This is a genomic window from Mesorhizobium sp. B2-1-3A (assembly GCF_006442655.1).
GTDB lineage: Bacteria > Pseudomonadota > Alphaproteobacteria > Rhizobiales > Rhizobiaceae > Mesorhizobium.
This window is the reverse complement of the sequence record NZ_VFWK01000009.1, coordinates 237,921-256,397: the sequence shown is the minus strand read 5'-3', so window position 1 is coordinate 256,397 and position 18,477 is coordinate 237,921. Positions and strand designations below refer to the sequence as shown.

The following is an 18,477-nucleotide window of genomic DNA, read 5'->3' as shown; positions in this document are numbered from 1 at the left end:
CCGTTCCGAGTGCTTCGCAAGCGATTTCGGTCCCGGCTGGTCCAGCGTCGCCGTCGATCAGGCCGCCAGCGAGTAGCCCAGATCGCGCAACGGCAGCCGGCGCACCCGCTCTCCGGTGGCGGCGAAGATGGCGTTGCCGAGTGCTGGCGCCAGGGCCGGGAAGGCGGGTTCGCCCATGCCGGTCGGCGGATTGTCCGACTGGATGAAATACGGCTCGATCGTCATCGGCGCGAAAGGCATGCGCAGGATCGGATAGGCATTGTAGTTCTGTTCCTCGATCCGGCCATTCTCGATGTTGATCTTGAGGCCCATGGCGGTCGAGAGCGCATCGGTGGAGGCGCCCTGCGCCTGGGCTTCGGAGCCTGCCATGTCGATGATGGGGCCCACATCGAGCACCACCACGATGCGCGCGATCCTGATCCGCTTGCCGGCGTCGACACTCAGCTCAACCGCCTGCGCGACATGGCCGGCGTGGGAATAACACCAGGCGAGGCCCAGGCCGCCGCCCTTCGGCAGCGTCTTGCCCCACCCTGCCTTGTCGGCGCACATCTTGATGACGTCGACCGCGCGCCTCGGGCTGAAGTTGACGCTCTTGTCCTTGGCCACCAGTTCGGGCACGTCGCGGGTCACCGCATCGATCAGGAATTCGACATGGTCGCGGCCGGAAGCCAGCGACAGTTCGTGCATGAAACTCTGCGCTGCGAAGACCTGGGCATTGTCGCCCGGCGCGCGCCAGGCGCCGGTGGGGATCCTCAACGGGAACATGGTCTTGGCGCGGCGCAGGTTCGGCGCCTTGATGGAATATCTCAGATTGTCGGTGAGGTTGGCGCCGGAGGCTTCTTTCTTGCCGTCGGCGGTGAAGGTGATGAAATGCTCCCGCCAGGCGTCGAGACGGCCACCCTTGTCGATCGCGCCCTTGAACTGGTGATAGCCGGCGGGCCGGTAGAAGTCGTGGGCGAAATCGTCCTCGCGGGTCCATTGCAACTTGACTGGAGCACTGACCTTCCTGGCGATGGCCGCGGCCTCGCAGGCATAGTCATTGACCAGCCGCCGCCCGAAGCCGCCACCGACCCGGGTCTGGTGCATTACCACCTTTTCCGGCGCGATGCCCGCCACCTTTGCAATCAGCGGCAGGCCGCGATCGGGCTGCTGGGTGGGCACCCACATTTCCATGATGCCGTCGTGCCAGTGCGCCGTGGTGTTCATCGGCTCCAGCGGCACATGGGCGGCGAAGGGATATTCGTAATAAGCTTCCACCGTCTTGGCGGCATTGGCGAAGGACTTGTCCACGTCACCGACATTGTCATCGGACTTCTGCGGGAAACTGGCCGCCAGATTCCGGGCCTGGGCCGAGAATTGCGATGTGGAATCGCTCGACGCCTCGCTCAGGTCCCAATCCACCCGAAGCTTGTTCCTGGCCTGGAAAGCGCTCCAGGTATCCCTGGCGATGATGGCCACGCCCGGCATCACTTCGACCATCATGCCGGTCCCGTCCACGGCGAAGGCGTCGAGCACGCCGCGCTCACCCTTGATCTCGTCGACATTGAAGGACCTGACCTTGCCGCCCGCCGCCGGGCATTTGGTGTAGGTGGCGTAGACCATGCCGGTAAGCTGGACATCGATGCCGAACAGCGGCTTGCCGCTGACCACCTTGGGGTCGTCGACGCCGCGATAGCGCTTGCCGATCAGGCGGTAGTCCGCGCGGCTTTTCAGCTTCAAGCTCTTGGGATCGGGCACCGGCATCTTCGCTGCCGCCGCGGCAAGCGACCCATAGGTTGCGGACCTGCCGCTGGCGGCATGGGTCAAGATCGAATCCCTGGCGGTGACCTGCGAGGGATCCACCGCCCACTGCCCCGCCGCGGCGGCGATCAGCATCGCCCTGGCGCCGGCACCGGCCTGGCGCAACTGGTCCCAGGCATGCGGGATGGAGGTTGAGCCGCCCGCCCCCTGGCTGCCATAGACCTTGGGATTGATGTCCGCCTGCTCCATCACGACATGGCTCCAGTCGGCGTCGAGCTCGTCGGCGATGATCACGCCGAAGGACGTCTTGATGCCTTGGCCGATCTCCGGGCATTTCGAATAGATGGTGATCGTGTTGTCGGGAGCGATGCGGATGAAGGCATTCATCGCCTGGTCGTTGCCGTCAGGCGTATCGACGTTCGCCGTTTCGGCCGCGAACGCCGCGCCGCCAAGATGGAAGCCCAGCACCAGCCCCGCCGCGCCAACGCCTGCCAGCTTGAAGAAGGTGCGCCTTCCCATGGTCGTCGGCGCGCTGGCCGGCGGCGCCGAGCGGACCCCGCGTATCAGCGCCGAGAGGTAGGCATCGGACTGGGCAAAGTTGGACTGGGTGTCAACCATGGGGGGCCTCACTGGATTGCTGTGCCGCCTGCTGCCGCAGAGCGCTCACATCCTTGCCTGTCAGGTTCGCGCCTTTGGCGCCGAACCGGGCGGTGACGTAATTCGCCACGGCCGCGATGTCGTCGTCGGAATAGCCCTCGCCGAAGGCCGGCATGAAGATCGTGCCGTCAGCGGTCTTGCGGTTGACGCCGTTGATGACCGTCTGCGCCACATTGGTGGCGCTGGGATCGTTCACCGCGCGCACGCCGGTCAGCGTGGCAAAGCCGGTGACCGGGCTGACGCCGGTCCAGTCGTGGCAGGAGGCGCAGGCGCCGGCGAAGATCTTTTCGCCATGCGCATTGGCTACCGCCGCCACGCCCTCCTTGTACGATGCGGGCGCCGCCGTCGTGACGGTGCGCGGCAGGTCGCTCGCATGGCCGGGAATGCTGCGCAGATAGGTCACCAGGGCACGGGTGTCGTCCGGCACCAGATAGCTCAGACTGTCGTCGGCGGCTTCACCCATCGGGCCGGCGGCACCGCCATGACCATTGGCATGACCGGTGGACAGATAAGAGGTGAGATCCTCGTCGGTCCAGTCGCCGAGGCCGGAAACGTTGTCGCCGGTGATGTTGTAGGCGCGCCAGCCCGCTGTGAGGGCGCCCGCGAATTTGCCGTGATTGTCCAGCGCAAAAGCCAGGTTGCGCGGTGTATGGCACTCGCCGCAATGGCCCATCGCCTCGGCAAGATAGGCGCCCCGGTTCCATTGCGGGCTCTGGCCGATGTTGGGGCGGAAGCGCTCGTCGGGATTGAACATGATGTTCCAGACCGCCACCAGGCCGCGCTGGTTGAACGGCCAGGACAGCTGGTTCTGTTTCGGCGGCGCATTCACCGGCGCCAGCGTGAACAGATAGGCCTTGATCGCCAGCGCGTCGGCATCCGTCATCAAGCTGTAGGAAGCGTAGGGCATGGCGGGATAGAGTTTCGCGCCGTCTGCCCGAATGCCCTTGTGCACGGCCGCCAGGAACTGGGCGTCCGTATAGTTGCCGATGCCGGTTTGCTTGTCCGGCGTGATGTTGGTCGAATAGATGGTGCCGAACGGCATGTTGAAGGCGAAGCCGCCGGCGAAGGGCGCGCCGCCCGGCGCGGTATGGCAGGCCTGGCAGTCGGCCGCATGGATGAGGTATTCGCCGCGCTTGACCAGATCGGCGCTGGCAAGCTGCGACGGCACGCCAGTGACACCGGCGCCATGGTAATCGGCCAGCGTCACTGTCGAGCCGGCGGCAAACGACATCGGATCCCGGCCAAGATAAAGCCAGCCCGCGAAACCAAGCGCGACGACGGCAATGACCGCGACGAGAATGCCGATGATCTTCTTCATGGTCAGGCCGATTTGGCGGCGGCGTTCTTGATGGCGCTGCGGATGCGGATATAGGTCCCGCACCGGCAGAGATTGCCCGCCATGGCCGCATCGATGTCGGCGTCGCCGGGTTGGGGATTGTTGTTGAGAAGCGCCGTGGCGGACATGATCTGGCCGGCCTGGCAATAGCCGCATTGCGGCACCGCGGCCTCGATCCAGGCTTGCTGGACCTTGGCGCCGGTGGGCGTGCCGCCAATCCCTTCGATGGTGACGACGGCGCGGGTGCCGACATCGCCAACGGTCAGTTGGCACGAACGCACCGGCTTGCCGGCAACATGCACCGTGCAGACGCCGCATTGGGCGATACCGCAGCCATATTTGGTGCCGACCAGGTTGAGATGGTCGCGCAGGACCCACAGAAGCGGCATGTCCTCCGGCACATCGACATCACGTGACTGTCCGTTGATCGTAAGCGTGAGCATGTCTCTATCCCTGCCTGGAACCGGCGGATGAACGGAATTCGTCCATCGGATTCTAGGGGACCGAGACTCAGCGAGTAGGGCGCGTCCGTTCACATTTAAGACATCGCCGACGGCGGCCTGGGCGATCGGCGAACTGGAAGGACTATCGAAAAAGCCGCGCGCCCGCACGTGCTCGTGCCGCCATACGGTCTCAAACAGACTGACGTTGCCCGTCGCACCTTGCCGCGTCTTCGCGGATCTGCCGTCTCCGTCCTCTCCGTCCCCAACGAGGAGGGAGATCGGGCAGCTTCACTGCCCGGAATTGCTTGGCTTCCCGTAAACCGGCGTCGCGATCCCCTCCATACGCGCCTTGATCTGCAGCGCCACGTATTTGGAGTAAAAACGCGACAGCGCCAGGTTGCCGCCGTGGAACCACAGCGCTTCCTGCGCCGTCGGCTTCCACATGTTGCGCAGCTCGCCCTGCCAGGGGCCAGGGTCGCCCTTGACGCCGGAGCCGAGACCCCAGCAGGGCCCGACCTTGTCGGCGACCTCGCGCGAGACGAGCGCGGCCACATTCTCGTTCATCGACTGGTAGCCGGTGCAGGCGATGATGGCGTCGGCCTCGAGTTCGGTACCGTCCTCGAACAGGATGCCGTTCTTGGTCAGCGACTTGATGGCGACACCGCTGCGGATGCCGATCTTGCCGTCGATGATCAGGTCCGAGGCGCCGACATCGATGTAATAGCCCGAACCGGTGCGGTAGGCCTTCATCAACAGGCCGGTCTCGTCATCGCCGAAATCGATGGCGAAGCCCGAGGCGCGCAAGCGGTCATAGAAGGCGGCGTCGCGCGCCCGGATGACATCGTAGAGCGCGCGCTGGCCCTTCGGCACCAGGGCAAATGGCGTCGAGGCGACGATCATGTCGGCCTTCTCGGTGGTGATGCCGCGCGCCAGCGCGTTCTCCGAAAAGATCTCGAAGCCGACCTCCATCAGCGTGTCCGACTTGACCACGGTGGTCGGCGAGCGCTGGACCATGGTGACGTCGGCGCCGCTTTCCCAGAGGTCGACGCAGACGTCATGTCCCGAGCTTGCCGCGCCGATGACCGCAACACGTCTGCCGCGGAATTTGTCGCCGCTGGCATACTGGCTGGAATGCAGCAACTCGCCCTTGAACTCGCCGGCGCCGGCCAGGTCGATCCCTCGCGGCGGGCCGTAGGCGCCGGTGGCGAAGACGATGTGTTTCGGCTTCAGCGTGATCTGCCGGCCGACACGGTCGACGACCACGGTCCACTCCTTCTCCGCCTCGTCGTAGGAAGCGCTGAGGCATTTGGTGGCGACCCAGTAATTGAGCTCCATGACGCGCGTGTACATTTCCAGCCAGTCGCCCATCTTGTCCTTGGGCGTGAAGACAGGCCAGTTTTCCGGGAACGGAATATAGGGCAGATGGTCGTACCAGACCGGATCGTGCAGCACGAGCGTGCGGTAGCGGTTGCGCCAGGAATCGCCGGGCCGGGCGTTCTTCTCGATGACGATGGTGGGCACGCCGAGCTGCCTCAACCGCGCGCCCAGCATGATGCCGCCCTGGCCGCCGCCGATGACCAGGCAATAGGGTTGCTCGGAGGCGCCAAGCTCGCGCGTCTCGCGCGCCCTCGCCTCCGCCCAGGTCTCGCGTTGGGGGTCCGCCTTGTGGCGCACGCCGAGCGGCCGATCTGAGCCCTTGCGTTCCTCGAAGCCCTTGAGGTCGGTCATCGCCGTGAACAGCGTACGGCAGCGGCCATCGCGCAGGCGCATGATGCCTTGGCCGGAAGCCACCGCGGTCTCGAATGTGAACCAGGCTTCGATCGTGCCTTCGTCCGAAGTCGCCTCGCCGGTGATCCGCCACGCGGTGGGTCTTGTCGTCGCCAGCGTTGCCGCGAGCATGTCGGCAATGGCCTCGCGGCCTTCCATGGTCGTGACGTTCCAGGTGAAGGTCAGAAGATCGCGCCAGTAGCAATCGTCGACGAACAGGTTGGCCGCCGCTGCCACGTCGCCGGCTGCGAGCGCCTGTGCCAGGGATTCGAGCCATGCGGCTGCCTGTTTCGTCGGTGCTATTTCGAGCATGTCTTCCCCTCTTCCTGCAATGAACTAATCCCCGAGCGGCTCCATCTCCTTGCCGGTGCGGTGGATCTGGGCGTTGTATTTGATGCGGCGCACCGTCTCGCGTGCGGACCCGTCGAGCTTGTAGGCCGAGGCCACCGCCAGCAGGTCGATCGCCGCCAGGAAGGCGAAGCGCGAGGCCGTCGGCTTCAGCGTGTCGGGATATTCCGGCACCGCCACGGTCAGCCTGACGTCGCAGGCGCGGGCCAGATCGGTGTCGGGCGCGGTCACGGCGATCGCGTTGGCGCGGTAATGCTTGGCGAGTTCGACGGCCTCGATCACCTCGCGCGTGCGCCCGGTCGCCGAAATGGCGATCACCAGGTCGCCGGGCTTCAGCGTCGAGGCGGTCATCCGCATCAGATAGGGGTCGCACTGGGCGCTGACCGTGATGCCGTAGCGAAACAGCCGGTACTGGGTCTCCTGCGCCAGCGCCGAGGAACTGCCACCGAGACCGAAGACCGTGATCTGGCGCGCCTTGGCGATCAGCTCGGCGGCCTTCTGCAGCTCGCCCGGGTCGAGCTGCCGTTCGGCCTCCTGCAGCGCCCGGCGCGCCTCGCCGAAGACGGCGTTCCAGAACGGCATGCCATTGTCGTTGCTGACGGTCGGCGACTTGGCCAGGTACAGCGCGCCGACGACGAGGCTCTGCGCCAGCTTCAGCTTGAAATCGCGCACGCCCTCGCAGCCGATGGCGCGGCAGAAGCGGGTCACTGTCGGTTCGCTCACTCCGGCGCGTTCGGCAATCGCCGCATTGGAAGCGTCGACGGCGTATTTGACATCGTCGAGCACGACATCGGCGACGCGGCGTTCGGCCGGGCGCAACTCGGCGTAGGAATCCTTGACCAGCGAGATGATGTCGGGAATACGCCGGACAGGCTCGCGCTCCTCCGGATCGGTGCTCAAGGCGCTGTCTTCCCTGTTGTCAGCTTCGGTCATGAAGTCGGTCTTCCCTGCCCTTTTCGACCTGACCTCTTATCATGTTTGCACGCTGTCGTTCCATGCGCCCGGCCACGCTGCAACCGTTGCGTGCCGCAAGGGCATGTTCGCATCCGTTTCGCCGAGTATGTAGGAAAGCAACACGCATTTCAAGACGACGAAAATCCTTTCAAAACAATGCGCTGAACATGGATATGGGTTTTGGTGATACGGGTATTACCGCGAACGCTTGACAGCAAAGTAGGATAGTTACACACTGATTTTTGGCAGTCCGATGACCATTGGATCATCGCGCAATCTCCGAGGGGCGGATGAACGCGGGCGAGACAACAACGCCGAAACTTGGCGTGCAGGCAGCGACCAAGATCTATCACACGGCATCCGGCGACCTGCTGGCGCTGGACCGCTGCAGCCTGGACATCCGAGCCAATGAAATCGTCTCGATCGTCGGCCCGTCCGGCTGCGGCAAGACCACGCTTCTGTGGTCGATGTCGGGCCTGCACGGCCTGACCAGCGGCGAGATCCGGCTGGACGGCAAGGCGATCACCGGCCCGCATCCCGATATCGGCATCGTCTTCCAGGAGGCGAACCTGTTGCCCTGGCGCAATCTCGACGCCAACATCCGCTTCCCCTTCGAGATCAAGGGCGAGACGCCAGACCGTGCCTGGATCGCGCATCTCCTGAACCGGGTCGGCCTGGACGGTTTTGGCGGCAAGTTCCCGCGCGAGCTTTCGGGCGGCATGCAGCAGCGCGCGGCGATCGTGCGGGCGCTGGCGCTGAAGCCGTCGGTGCTGTTGATGGACGAGCCGTTCGGCGCCCTCGACAGCTTTACCCGCGAAGAGATGAACCGGCTGGTCGAGGAGATCTGGCTCGACACCAAGACCACCATCGTCTTCATAACCCACTCGATCGAGGAAGCGATCTTTCTCTCCGACCGTGTGGTGGTGCTCAGCGCCCGGCCAGGCCGGGTCGCGAAGGAGTATCGCGTGCCGTTGGCGCGGCCGCGCTCGCTGGAGATCATGGCGACCAAGGAAGTCTTCGACCTCACCAACCGGATCAAGATGGACATTGTCGGCGAGCGCGCCAGGCCGAAGGCACCGGAACAGGAGCGCACCAGCGCCGAGATCGTGAGGATCAGGCCGTGAGCGACGCGATCCCCGAATTCTCCAAATCCAAGCCGGGCGACGGCAAGGATGTCAGCCTGACCAACCTGTCGGCCTTCGCCAGCGGCCCCGGCATCAAGTCGGGCAAGGAAGTGGCGGCCATCATCGCCGTTGCGGTGATCATCATCGGCGGCATCGAACTGGCGCTGCGGCTGTTCCACGTGCCGCTCTACATCATGCCGCCGCCAAGCTCGATCGCCTATGCGCTGTTCGACGAGTTCCCGCTGATCGCGCCGCATCTCGGCTATACGCTGGTCGAGCTCTTGTCCGGCTTTGCCATCGGCGCCGCCGTCGGGCTGGTGCTGGCCGCCGTCATCACCCAGTTCCCTTTCGCGGAAAAGATCGTCGCGCCCTACATCCTGCTGCTGGTCACCACGCCGATGCTGGCGCTGGTGCCGCTGCTCATCCTGCGCTTCGGCTTCGGCTACACGCCGCGCATCATCGCTGTGGCGCTGGCGGCCGGGCCGATGGTGATGATCAACGCCGCCACAGGCTTCCGCCGCGTCGACAGCGCCAAGATCGCGCTCGCCCGCTCCTACGGCGCCAGCACCTTGCAGATCTTCTGGAAGATCCGCGCGCCGATGGCGCTGCCGATGATCCTGGTCGGGCTGATGATCGGCGCCATCTTCGGCCTGCTCACCGCCGTCGGCGCCGAGATGGTCGGTGGCGGCTTCGGCCTCGGCAACCGGCTGACCACCTATTCGTCGATGATCCAGATGCCGCAGTTCTTCGCCGTGGTGCTGATACTGTCGACGCTCGGCATCCTGATCTACGTGCTGTTCTTCCTCATCGGCAAGAAATGGGCGAGCTGGGAGGCATAGGCAACACGCAACGACGGCGCCCGGGAGGCGGGCGGCAACAGACTGACGTCAAACAAAAAGGGGAAAGCGATGACCAAAGACAATTCGATCCGCCAGGCGGGGATCTCCCGCCGCTATTTCCTGCAGGTCACCGGCGCCGGCCTGGTGACGGCAACGGCGCTCGGCGCCACCGGCCTCAAGGCCAGGGCCGAGGCCTATGGCAAGTTCACCTGGATCTCGCCGCGCGGCACGCTCGAAGTGCTCGACGACTATCCCTACTGGGCGGCGAAGAAGGCCGGCTATTTCGACGGGCTCGACACCGACATGCAGCCGGGTCCGTCGGACGGTACGGCGACGGTGAAGTTCGTCGATGTCGGCCAGGCCGATATGGGCTTCCCCTCGCCCGGCGTGTTCTCCTTCGCCATCCAGAACGGCATGAAGCTGAAGTCGGTGTTCCATATGGGCGCGCGCGACACGTTCAGCATCGCCTTCCGCAAGGGCGAGGGATCGAACGACCTGAAGAAGCTCGAAGGCAAGACCATCCTGCTCGGCTCCGCCGCCTGGCAGTCGATCACCGATCCGCTGCTGGCCGCGCAAGGCGTCGACATCAAGAAGGTCAAATATGTCGAGGCCGGCTGGCCGACCTGGGGTACCGCACTTGCCGGCGGCCAGGGTGACGCGGCCTTGTCGTGGGAGGGGCTGCGCGCCGAATGGATCGCCAAGGGCCTCGACTTCGAATACTGGCTCGGCGTCGAGCATTCCAAGCTGCCGGCCAACACCTTCGTCGTGCGCAGCGCCGATCTCGAGGATCCCGACAAGAAGGCGTTCCTGGAAAAGTACCTGCGCGGCTGGGCGATGGGTCTCGAATTCGGCTACCAGAACCCGCGCGCGGCGGTCGAAGCGGTGTTCGAGCAGTTCCCGACGCTGGCCAAGAATCTCGGGCCGGAGCTCGGCACCACCTCGATCCTGCAGCAGATCAACGTCTTCCGTGGCGACATGGACAAGCGCGGCGGCTGGGGCTCGCACGACATGGCGAGCTGGCAGGGCTTCTTCGACGAGATCCACAAGATCGGCCAGATCACCAATCCGGTGAAGGCCGAGGATGTCTGCACCAACGACCTGATCCCGGCGGCCAACGACTTCGACAAGGCCAAGGTCAAGGCCGATGCCGACGGCGTCAAGCTGTCGGAAGGCTTTGCCGCGCTCGATGTCGAGAAGATCAAGGCGCATCTGTTCGATTCGGCGGTCAAGTAGGAACTGCCGGCAGCAAAATCGGGCGGCGACAGGGTTGCCGCCCGCACTTCATTGGAAAAAGCATGGGAGGCTGATGTGGCCGACAAGGTAAAGGTGCTGGTGGTGGGTCTGGGCAATATGGGTGCGTCGCATGCCAGCGCCTATCACCGCTCCGAGGGTTTTCAGATCGTCGGCATCATGAGCCGCTCGATCAAGAGCAACACCAAGATCCCGGCGGAATTAGCCGGCTATCCGCTCTACGAGGATTTCGACCTGGCGCTGAAGGAGACAAGGCCGGACGCGGTCTCGATCAACAGCTGGCCGAACACCCACGCCGAATACGCGCTGAAGGCGATCGCGGCCAATTGCCATGTGTTCATGGAAAAGCCGCTCGCCACCAATATCGAGGACGCCGAAAAGGTCGTGGCGGCGGCACGGGCCAAGAACCGCAAGCTGGTGCTCGGCTACATCCTGCGCGTCCATCCCTCTTGGATCAAGTTCATCGAGGTCGGCAAGACGCTCGGCAAGCCGCTGGTGATGCGCCTCAACCTCAACCAGCAGAGCAGCGGCAGCGCCTGGCACTGGCACAAGAACCTGATCGATTCGCTGATCCCGATCGTCGATTGCGGCGTGCACTATGTCGACGTCATGTGCCAGCTGACGGGCGCCAAGCCCGTACGCGTGCACGGCATCGGCGCCAAGCTCTGGGCGGAGGCCGACAAGCAGAATTACGGCCATCTGCACGTCACCTTCGATGACGGCTCCGTCGGCTGGTATGAAGCCGGCTGGGGCCCGATGATGAGCGAGACGGCCTATTTCGTGAAGGATGTGGTGGGCCCCAAGGGCGCGGTGTCGATCGTCGCCGGCCAGGCCGCAAGCACGGCCTCGGATGCCGAGGTCTCCAATTCGGCCGACATCGACCGGCATACCAAGACCGATGCGCTGAAGATCCATTATGCCGCCGTCGACGGCGACAAGAACTTCAAGAAACCGGACGAGATCGTCAGCATGGAGGACGAGCCCGGCCACCAGGAGCTGTGCGACCGCGAGCAGGCCTTCTTCCTGCGCGCCATTCGCGAGGATCTCGATCTGACCGAGCAGATGGACGCGGCGGTCAACAGCCTGCGCATCGTGCTCGCCGCCGAACAGAGCATCGAGCTCGGCCGGACCGTCGAGCTGGCCTGACGCAATCCGGCCGCTGGTGCTGGAGGAGGTGCCGGCGCCGCGGGAGTTTCATCCTCTCCCCGTCCCTATACGGGGAGAGGATGCCGGCAGGCGGATGAGGGGCGGCGCTTACATTTGCAATTGGCTGGCAGGGACAGCGCGCATTTGAGGCGCGGTGTCGAGGCATGGAAACTGGGAGAGAGACATGGTCACCGACAGTCTGTTGAAAACCTATGCCGAGTCCGATGCGCTCGACCTCGCCGCACTGGTGCGCGGTGGCCAGGTTTCGCCGGCCGAACTTGTCGAGGCGGCGATCACACTGGTCGAGCGGCTCAACCCGGCGCTGAACGCGGTCATCCATCGCCTGTACGACATGGCGCGCGCGCAGGCCGGGACGGTCGACAGATCGGCGCCCTTTGCCGGCGTGCCGTTCCTGCTCAAGGAGCTGGCCTCGTCCTGGACAGGTGCGCCCAACACCAATTCTTCCTTCTATCTGAAAGATGTCGTCGCCGACTTCGACACCGAAGTGGTCCGCCGCATGAAGGCGGCGGGGCTGGTGCTGGTCGGCAAGTCGAATGCACCTGAAAACGGCTGGTCGATCACGACGGAACCGAAACTCTACGGGGTGACGAAGAATCCGTGGAAGGAAGGCATCACGCCCGGCGGCTCGAGCGGCGGCGCGGCGGCGGCCATTGCGTCGCGCATGGTGCCGATCGCCGAGGCCAGCGACGGCGCCGGCTCGATCCGCATTCCGGCCTCCTGCTGCGGCATTGTCGGCCTGAAACCGTCGCGCGGCCGCGTCAGCCTCGCGCCGTTCGGCGACTATTGGTATGGCGGCGCCTATTTTCTCTGCTGCTCGCGCAGTGTGCGCGACACGGCGGCCTATCTCGACGCGGTGTCCGGCGCGCTGCCTGGCGATCCCTACACGCCACCGGTGCCGGATGGCTCCTGGCTTAGCCTGTCGGCGCGGGCGCCGAAGAGGTTGCGCATCGGCTTCTCCGTCACGCCGCCCAACGGCACCGCCATCGATCCGGAGGTGAAGGCGGCGGTGCTGGCAACCGTTGCGACGCTCGAGCGGCTGGGCCACGATGTCGAGGCGCATGACATGCCGCTCGACGCCAATGCCGTCTGGGCGACCTACACCAACATGACCTGCGTGCAGACGGCGGCGACGTTCGACTATCTCGAAACGGTGATCGGCCGGCCGGTGACCCCAGGCGACGTCGAAGCGGTGACCTGGGCGATCATCGAGCGCGGCCGCGCGACGAGCGGTGTCAGGCACATTTCAGATGTCGAGCAGCTCAGGCAGGTCGGCCGCGACATCGTCGGCGACCTCAACGCCTACGACCTTTTCATCACGCCGACACTGACCCAGCTGCCGCGTCCGCTCGGCTACTACGACATGTCGGAAACCGACATCGACCGCTACAACGCCAAATGGGCGGATTCCGTGTTTGCCTTCCCCTTCAACATTTCGGGCCAGCCGGCGATCTCGCTGCCGCTCGGATGGTCGAAGGGCGGCGTGCCGATCGGTGTGCAGCTGGTTGGCCGCTATGGTGACGAGGCGACGGTGCTGGCGGCGTCGGCGCAGCTGGAGCAGGAGATGCCGTGGAGGGATCGGCGGCCGCCAGTGAGTGCATAATTTTGCGGAACGGCGAGGATGGAGCGGTGAACAGAGGCTTCCACCGTCGCGCTCCACGGCGCCCCCCTCTGTCCTGCCGGACATCTCCCCCACAAGGAGGGAGATTGGCAGCTTCCGCGGCGGCCCCATCCTTGCAAAGTTGAAAATTGGCGAAAGCGGCTACGACAGCCGATCTCCCCCCTCGTGGGGGAGATGCCCGGCAGGGCAGAGGGGGCGTCGTAGAGCGCCAGCGGCGACAAAGGACCCCTCGCCTACCCAACCATCTCCAGCCGTCTCGGCAGCCGGTTCATCGGCCTCGGCCCGTCCGCGGTGATCAGAAACTGATCCTCCAGATTGAAGCTGGCGAGGCCGTCGATGTAGAGCGGGATTTCGAAGGCCAGCACCATGCCGGCTTCGATGACGACATCACTGTCGGCCGCGATGAACGGCCATTGTTCGGAAAAGACCGACTGGCCGACGCTGTGGCCGAAATGGCCGCGGCTGTACGAGCGCAGCCCTTGCCGCGCCAGGCTTTCGGTGGTGACGCGGTGGACATGGGCGAGCGTGTTTCCGGGGATCAGCGCGGCCAGCCCGTCCTCGAAAGCGCGCTCGGCGATCGCATGCAGTTCGGCCTGGTCGGCGGAAGCCGGCCCGAAGATGAAATTGCGCGACATGTCGGAGGCGTAGAAGCCGACCGTGCAGACCATGTCGCATTTCAGCGGGTCGCCGGCCACGGCCCTGGCATCGGCGCCCTTGGCCCTGGCGCCCAGCGTCACATATTCGGCCGTGGCGACCGGATGCGACAGCCCGGCCGCGGCCTCGGCGACGCCTTTCCGGTAAAGCGCGACGAGATCGGCCTGGCGCATGCCGGCCATGGCGTCGACCTGCAAGCGCTCCAGCCCGGCTTCCGACAGGATGATGCCTTGTTGCAGCAAATCGATCTCGCGCTGCGTCTTGATGGCCCTGAGCCGGTCCAGCACCGGTGAACCGTCGACCATCGGCCTATCCGGTAGCAGCGCCCGGATGGCCGCGAAATCGGCGGCCGGAATAAAGTCGAGGTCGACGCCGAGCGTCGCACGCGCCAGTCCGAAGTCGTCCAGCAGAGCCCGCAGCTGGTGCACCGCGCCGGCGAGATCGAAGGTGGCGGGCCTCGAGAAATCCGGCGCGCGGCCAAGCAAGGCGAGGCCGGCCTCGATGCGTTCCGCCAGAAGACCGTGAGTGCCTGTCTCCAGTGGCGCGGTTTCGATCCAGATCGGGTGCGAACGCACAATCGCTTCGGGCGCGGCGAGCCGCAGCTGCGCGGCGTTGAAGTCCGCGACGACGATGCCGATCGGCAGATCCTGCCGGGCCGGGATGACGACGAAGCCGCCGCCAGCGCGCCGGAACAGTCCCGCCGGGCCGATCCACGCACCGGTCGCATAGTGGAAGGCCTCGGGCGCGGACAGCACCAGCGCCCCGATGCCGGCGCGTTCCATCAAATGCGCGGCGCGCTGGCGGTCGACAAAGCCGGTCATGTCTTCTCCCGATGTCCGAAGCGGCAACGGAGCATTGCGGGCAGCGACGATCAAGGGGCAAATACCGACCGGGCGGCAATGCCGATGAAATCGTTTGCTTGATCGGCTCCGGCTTGGCGATGGCTGGTAAAGCCGGCCAGCGACACCGGGATGGTGCGGGGTGACCGATTCCATGCCAATGGACACTGTAGTAGCTTGCTGCCGCGCCGGATTCTTGCCCAAGCAAGATCAGCGCGGCAAAAGCGGATTCCGGTCTTCGGGGTCCGATGCTGAAGAAGCCGGCTCGATCGGCTGGCGTGAGAAAGGGATCGACCATGGCGGACAAGGCGGCGAAGACGGAGGCGGTGCCGGGAAGCGATGCCATGCCGCTGTTCTATTCCAGGCCCGAGGCGCTCAACCCGGCACGGCACGGCTCGCTGGGCCTGACCGCGCGCAGCGACCTTTCCTTCGCGCGCGGGGTGCATGCCATTCCGGTGGTGGCGTCGGAGATGCCGGCGGCGATGCGCTCCTATCCGATCGTCTTCATCGGTCCGGCCAAGGCACCGGTGATCATCACCGGCGTGCGTCAGGGCGAGAACCTGTTCGTCGGCACCGACGGCCGGTGGACCGCGCCGCATTACATTCCCGCCTATGTCCGCCGCTATCCCTTCATCCTGGCCGAGGACCCGACCACGGCGGGCCGGCTGACGCTGTGCGTGGACAGGGCAAGCGAGCGGGTCGTCGACAAGGGCCTGTCGCCACTGCGTGACGACAAGATAGCCCCCTTCTTCAAGGGCGCCGAGCCGACGGAAGCGACGAGGCAGGCGCTGGCCTTCTGCAATCAGTTCCAGATCGACTTCAGGGCCACCCGCGCGATGGTCGAGAGGATCGACGCGCATGGCCTGTTCGCGCCGCGCCAGAGCACGGTGACGCTGGAAGGCGGCGAAACCCTCAACCTCACCGATTTCCAGGTGATCGACGAGGACGCCTTCAACAAATTGAGCGACGAGGCCTTCCTCGACCTGAGGAAATCCGGCGCGCTCACCCTGCTCTACTGCCACCTCGCCTCGACCAACAGCTGGACCTCGCTGGTGCACCAGGCGTCGCTGCGCAAGGCGGGGTAAGGGCGGCCGCCCGTCTGAAAACGAAAAGAGCCGGCCCGACGACAGGCCGGCACAACGCCGCCTGAAAATTGGCTTGCGGGTGCGAATTCCAAGTCGGCGCCGGAATTCCGGATGTCTCGCGCATCCATCAGACCGGCGCGGGTTATCCTATGCAACAAGCCATGTCAGTGTCGCCCCACATCACGGATTCGAAATGTTCGGGATGAACGGTGGTCCCAGGAGCGTTTAATCGTTAGTTCGCCGGGTGCTCCTGAGACCCCGAGCGCCCTTGAATCAACCGCTTTTGGGAGAACAACGATGAAACATCGCCTCATTCCCATGGTGCTGGGCTTGCTTGCAACCTCCGCCGGCCCGGCCTTGGCCGCCAATGTCCACTCGGTAACGGGGACGAAGGGTCAGCCCAATCAGACAATCGGCACCCCCCAGACAGGGACTGCCACGCCTGGCAATGCCAGCACCGCCCCGGGTTCAGCCTTCAACCCGAACGGAAACGCTGGAACGCATTACGCGGGGACCCAGCCGCAGAACTCCAAGAATCCGAAGAGCGTATCTCAGTACGATGTTGCGGGCTTCCAACAGTCCCAAAAGTGACGACCGGCCCTTGGCGCCGGGGTTCAGCCCGCCCCCAAAAACGAAAAAGCCGCGGCGGACCGCGGCTTTTCGATGCTTAATTTCCTTAAGGAAATTGGAGCGGGTGAAGCGATTCGAACGCTCGACCCCAACCTTGGCAAGGTTGTGCTCTACCCCTGAGCTACACCCGCTCACACGGCGTCTTGGCCGCAAGCCGGGCCTATATGGCTTAAGAGCGCGGCGATTGCAACAGGGAAATCGCAGCCTTTTTACAACCTCTCGAGTGATGCCGGCAAACCGCCGCGATGCGCGGATTTCATTGTGCCATCGCGCGATAGTCTTGTGTCTGACGGCTCATTGGCCGTAAACGGCAAGGCAGGAAACGGACAAAGAAGAAACCAATGCCGAAGACAGAAGCCGAGCTTTTTGCCTTTCTTGCCGAACTGGGCATCGCCGTTTCGACGAAACGCCATCCGCCGCTCTATACGGTGGCCGATTCGCAGGCGCTGCGCGGCGAAATCGACGGCGGGCACACTAAGAACCTGTTCCTGAAGGACAAGAAGGACAATTTCTTCCTGGTCACCGTCGGCGAGGACGCTGTCGTCGACCTGAAGCAGATCCATCAGCTGATCGGCGCCGCCAGCCGTGTTTCGTTCGGCAAACCGGAGATGCTGATGGAGCTTCTGGGCGTTTCGCCGGGCGCGGTCACCGTCTTTGGCGTCATCAACGACACGGCAAACAAGGTGAAGCTGGTGCTCGACAAGGATTTGATGGATCATGCCGTCATCAATGCGCATCCGCTGACCAATGAGGCGACGACATCGATCGCGGCGGCCGACCTCATCAGATTCGTCGAGGCAACCGGGCATGATGCTGCTATCTTGAAAGTCTCGGCATGATCGCCACATGGATGGCGAAACCGACTTCCAGTGAAGACATTGCGCCGACCCGCGGGCCGGCGGCGCGACCGAAAGGGTGACGAGATGAGCGACAACAATCCGTTTGGCGGGTCATTCGGCAGCAATGGCGGCCAGTATGCCACATCAGTGCAGTATGGCGGAACCGCACCCGCGCCGGCAAAGGTCGCGCTTGGCGACGCGCCTCCTGCCGCTGGCGACGTCATCAAGGACACGACGACCGCCGCCTTCGCTGCCGACGTCATCCAGGAATCGCGCCGCCAGCCGGTGCTGGTCGATTTCTGGGCGCCATGGTGCGGGCCTTGCAAGCAGCTGACGCCGCAGCTCGAAAAGGCGGTCAAGGCCGCCGGCGGCAAGGTCAAGCTCGTCAAGATGAACATCGACGATCACCCCTCGATCGCCGGCCAGCTCGGCATCCAGTCCATTCCGGCGGTCATCGCCTTCAAGGACGGCCAGCCGGTCGACGGCTTCATGGGCGCGATCCCGGAGAGCCAGATCGCCGAATTCATCACCAAGGTCGGCGGCAAGGGCAATGGCGCCCCGGCCGTGGCCGAGGCGCTGGCGGCGGCGACGGAAGCCCGCGACGCCGGCGACATGCAGACCGCCGCCGACATTTTTGACGCCATCCTGGCGCAGGCGCCGGAGACGGTCGAGGCGATCGCCGGGCTGGGTGACCTGCTGTTCGAGGCCGGCGACACGGAAGGCGCCGAGGCGTTGCTGGCGACGGCGCCTGAGGCCAAGAAGGATGCGCCGGCGCTTGCCGCCCTGCGTGCCAAGATGGCGCTTGCCGCGCAAGCGGCGACGCTCGGCAATCCGGCGGAGTTCGAGCGGCGCCTGGCGGAAAATCCCGGGGATCATCAGGCCCGTTTCGATCTGGCCATGATCCAGAACGCCAAGGGCGAGCGCACGGCGGCGGCCGACAATCTGCTGGCCATCATCAAGGCCGACCGCGCCTGGAACGAGGATGGCGCCAGGACGCAATTGCTGCAGTTCTTCGAGGCCTGGGGCATGACCGACGAGGCGACGCTGGCGGCGCGGCGCAAATTGTCGGCGCTGCTGTTTTCCTGAGCCGGCGGCTGTTTCGTCGCATGGGCTTGGCGTCGGCGGTGGCCGCGCCAGATTAGGAAGCTGGCGCCGGTTCGCCGATGATCCCGGCGGCGGGAAGCTG

General features: G+C 64.9%; 15 protein-coding genes and 1 tRNA gene. 9 read left to right on the top strand and 7 right to left on the bottom strand.

Annotated elements, in window-relative coordinates; translation table 11 throughout:
- Nucleotides 1-57 precede the first annotated feature (57 nt).
- From FJ977_RS32145 to FJ977_RS32125, 5 genes are all read right to left on the bottom strand, one after another.
- Nucleotides 58-2,358 carry a molybdopterin cofactor-binding domain-containing protein gene (locus FJ977_RS32145; RefSeq protein WP_140776260.1) on the bottom strand — a complete coding sequence of 767 codons (2,301 nt, stop codon included), beginning with the start codon at nucleotides 2,356-2,358 and terminating at the stop codon, nucleotides 58-60.
- Nucleotides 2,351-3,727: a cytochrome c gene (locus FJ977_RS32140; RefSeq protein ID WP_181180138.1), complete on the bottom strand. Its 1,377-nt coding sequence runs from the start codon at nucleotides 3,725-3,727 to the stop codon at nucleotides 2,351-2,353. Before FJ977_RS32140 ends, FJ977_RS32145 begins: the two co-directional genes overlap by 8 nt.
- The gene (locus FJ977_RS32135; protein WP_140776256.1) at nucleotides 3,718-4,176 is read right to left on the bottom strand and encodes a (2Fe-2S)-binding protein; all 459 of its coding nucleotides are present in this window, start codon (nucleotides 4,174-4,176) and stop codon (nucleotides 3,718-3,720) included. The genes FJ977_RS32140 and FJ977_RS32135 overlap by 10 nt, the downstream gene beginning before the upstream one ends.
- Before the next feature lie 288 nt (nucleotides 4,177-4,464).
- Nucleotides 4,465-6,255, bottom strand: coding sequence for an NAD(P)/FAD-dependent oxidoreductase (locus FJ977_RS32130; RefSeq protein ID WP_140776254.1), 1,791 nt, complete (start codon nucleotides 6,253-6,255; stop codon nucleotides 4,465-4,467).
- 24 nt (nucleotides 6,256-6,279) lie between these two features.
- On the bottom strand, nucleotides 6,280-7,224 hold the full coding sequence (locus FJ977_RS32125; RefSeq protein WP_140776252.1) for a MurR/RpiR family transcriptional regulator: 945 nt from the start codon (nucleotides 7,222-7,224) through the stop codon (nucleotides 6,280-6,282).
- Nucleotides 7,225-7,535: 311 nt separating this feature from the next.
- Between FJ977_RS32125 and FJ977_RS32120 the strand changes: the two genes are divergently transcribed.
- The 5 genes from FJ977_RS32120 to FJ977_RS32100 all read left to right on the top strand — a co-directional run bounded on the left by FJ977_RS32120 (nucleotide 7,536) and on the right by FJ977_RS32100 (nucleotide 13,226).
- The gene (locus tag FJ977_RS32120; protein ID WP_140776250.1) at nucleotides 7,536-8,369 is read left to right on the top strand and encodes an ABC transporter ATP-binding protein; all 834 of its coding nucleotides are present in this window, start codon (nucleotides 7,536-7,538) and stop codon (nucleotides 8,367-8,369) included.
- Entirely contained in the window at nucleotides 8,366-9,208 is an 843-nt protein-coding gene (locus FJ977_RS32115; RefSeq protein ID WP_140776248.1) for an ABC transporter permease, read from the top strand. Before FJ977_RS32120 ends, FJ977_RS32115 begins: the two co-directional genes overlap by 4 nt.
- Before the next feature lie 69 nt (nucleotides 9,209-9,277).
- On the top strand, nucleotides 9,278-10,441 hold the full coding sequence (locus tag FJ977_RS32110; RefSeq protein WP_140776246.1) for an ABC transporter substrate-binding protein: 1,164 nt from the start codon (nucleotides 9,278-9,280) through the stop codon (nucleotides 10,439-10,441).
- A 75-nt stretch (nucleotides 10,442-10,516) separates the two neighbouring features.
- On the top strand, nucleotides 10,517-11,605 hold the full coding sequence (locus tag FJ977_RS32105) for a Gfo/Idh/MocA family oxidoreductase (protein WP_140776244.1): 1,089 nt from the start codon (nucleotides 10,517-10,519) through the stop codon (nucleotides 11,603-11,605).
- 184 nt (nucleotides 11,606-11,789) lie between these two features.
- A complete protein-coding gene (locus FJ977_RS32100; RefSeq protein ID WP_140776242.1) occupies nucleotides 11,790-13,226 on the top strand; it encodes an amidase in 1,437 nt (478 codons plus the stop codon).
- Between the two features lie 251 nt (nucleotides 13,227-13,477).
- On the opposite strand, the gene FJ977_RS32090 is transcribed toward FJ977_RS32100, so the two are convergent.
- Nucleotides 13,478-14,719 (bottom strand): Xaa-Pro peptidase family protein, encoded by a 1,242-nt coding sequence (locus FJ977_RS32090; RefSeq protein ID WP_140776240.1) that lies wholly within the window; start codon nucleotides 14,717-14,719, stop codon nucleotides 13,478-13,480.
- Nucleotides 14,720-15,033: 314 nt separating this feature from the next.
- On the opposite strand from FJ977_RS32090, the gene FJ977_RS32085 reads away from it, so the two are divergent.
- Complete coding sequence (locus FJ977_RS32085) at nucleotides 15,034-15,822, top strand: SapC family protein (RefSeq protein ID WP_140776238.1); 789 nt, start codon at nucleotides 15,034-15,036, stop codon at nucleotides 15,820-15,822.
- A 297-nt stretch (nucleotides 15,823-16,119) separates the two neighbouring features.
- Complete coding sequence (locus FJ977_RS32080) at nucleotides 16,120-16,413, top strand: adenylate cyclase (protein ID WP_140776236.1); 294 nt, start codon at nucleotides 16,120-16,122, stop codon at nucleotides 16,411-16,413.
- Nucleotides 16,414-16,508: 95 nt separating this feature from the next.
- Here FJ977_RS32080 and FJ977_RS32075 read toward each other — a convergent pair.
- Nucleotides 16,509-16,583: transfer RNA gene (locus FJ977_RS32075), tRNA-Gly, on the bottom strand.
- Nucleotides 16,584-16,793: 210 nt separating this feature from the next.
- On the opposite strand from FJ977_RS32075, the gene FJ977_RS32070 reads away from it, so the two are divergent.
- Together FJ977_RS32070 and trxA are read left to right on the top strand one after the other, a co-directional pair.
- Nucleotides 16,794-17,291 (top strand): prolyl-tRNA synthetase associated domain-containing protein, encoded by a 498-nt coding sequence (locus FJ977_RS32070; protein ID WP_056574368.1) that lies wholly within the window; start codon nucleotides 16,794-16,796, stop codon nucleotides 17,289-17,291.
- A gap of 84 nt (nucleotides 17,292-17,375) precedes the next feature.
- Nucleotides 17,376-18,377 (top strand): thioredoxin, encoded by a 1,002-nt coding sequence (gene trxA / locus FJ977_RS32065; protein WP_140776234.1) that lies wholly within the window; start codon nucleotides 17,376-17,378, stop codon nucleotides 18,375-18,377.
- Nucleotides 18,378-18,477: the final 100 nt, after the last annotated feature.

Coding starts and splice junctions, on each gene's coding strand:
- FJ977_RS32080 (WP_140776236.1), top strand. CDS start 16,120: ATGAAACATCGCCTCATTCCCATGGTGCTGGGCTTGCTTGCAACCTCC.
- trxA (WP_140776234.1), top strand. CDS start 17,376: ATGAGCGACAACAATCCGTTTGGCGGGTCATTCGGCAGCAATGGCGGC.
- FJ977_RS32110 (WP_140776246.1), top strand. CDS start 9,278: ATGACCAAAGACAATTCGATCCGCCAGGCGGGGATCTCCCGCCGCTAT.
- FJ977_RS32070 (WP_056574368.1), top strand. CDS start 16,794: ATGCCGAAGACAGAAGCCGAGCTTTTTGCCTTTCTTGCCGAACTGGGC.
- FJ977_RS32120 (WP_140776250.1), top strand. CDS start 7,536: ATGAACGCGGGCGAGACAACAACGCCGAAACTTGGCGTGCAGGCAGCG.
- FJ977_RS32085 (WP_140776238.1), top strand. CDS start 15,034: ATGGCGGACAAGGCGGCGAAGACGGAGGCGGTGCCGGGAAGCGATGCC.
- FJ977_RS32130 (WP_140776254.1), bottom strand. CDS start 6,255: ATGCTCGAAATAGCACCGACGAAACAGGCAGCCGCATGGCTCGAATCC.
- FJ977_RS32100 (WP_140776242.1), top strand. CDS start 11,790: ATGGTCACCGACAGTCTGTTGAAAACCTATGCCGAGTCCGATGCGCTC.
- FJ977_RS32090 (WP_140776240.1), bottom strand. CDS start 14,719: ATGACCGGCTTTGTCGACCGCCAGCGCGCCGCGCATTTGATGGAACGC.
- FJ977_RS32125 (WP_140776252.1), bottom strand. CDS start 7,224: ATGACCGAAGCTGACAACAGGGAAGACAGCGCCTTGAGCACCGATCCG.
- FJ977_RS32145 (WP_140776260.1), bottom strand. CDS start 2,358: ATGGTTGACACCCAGTCCAACTTTGCCCAGTCCGATGCCTACCTCTCG.
- FJ977_RS32135 (WP_140776256.1), bottom strand. CDS start 4,176: ATGCTCACGCTTACGATCAACGGACAGTCACGTGATGTCGATGTGCCG.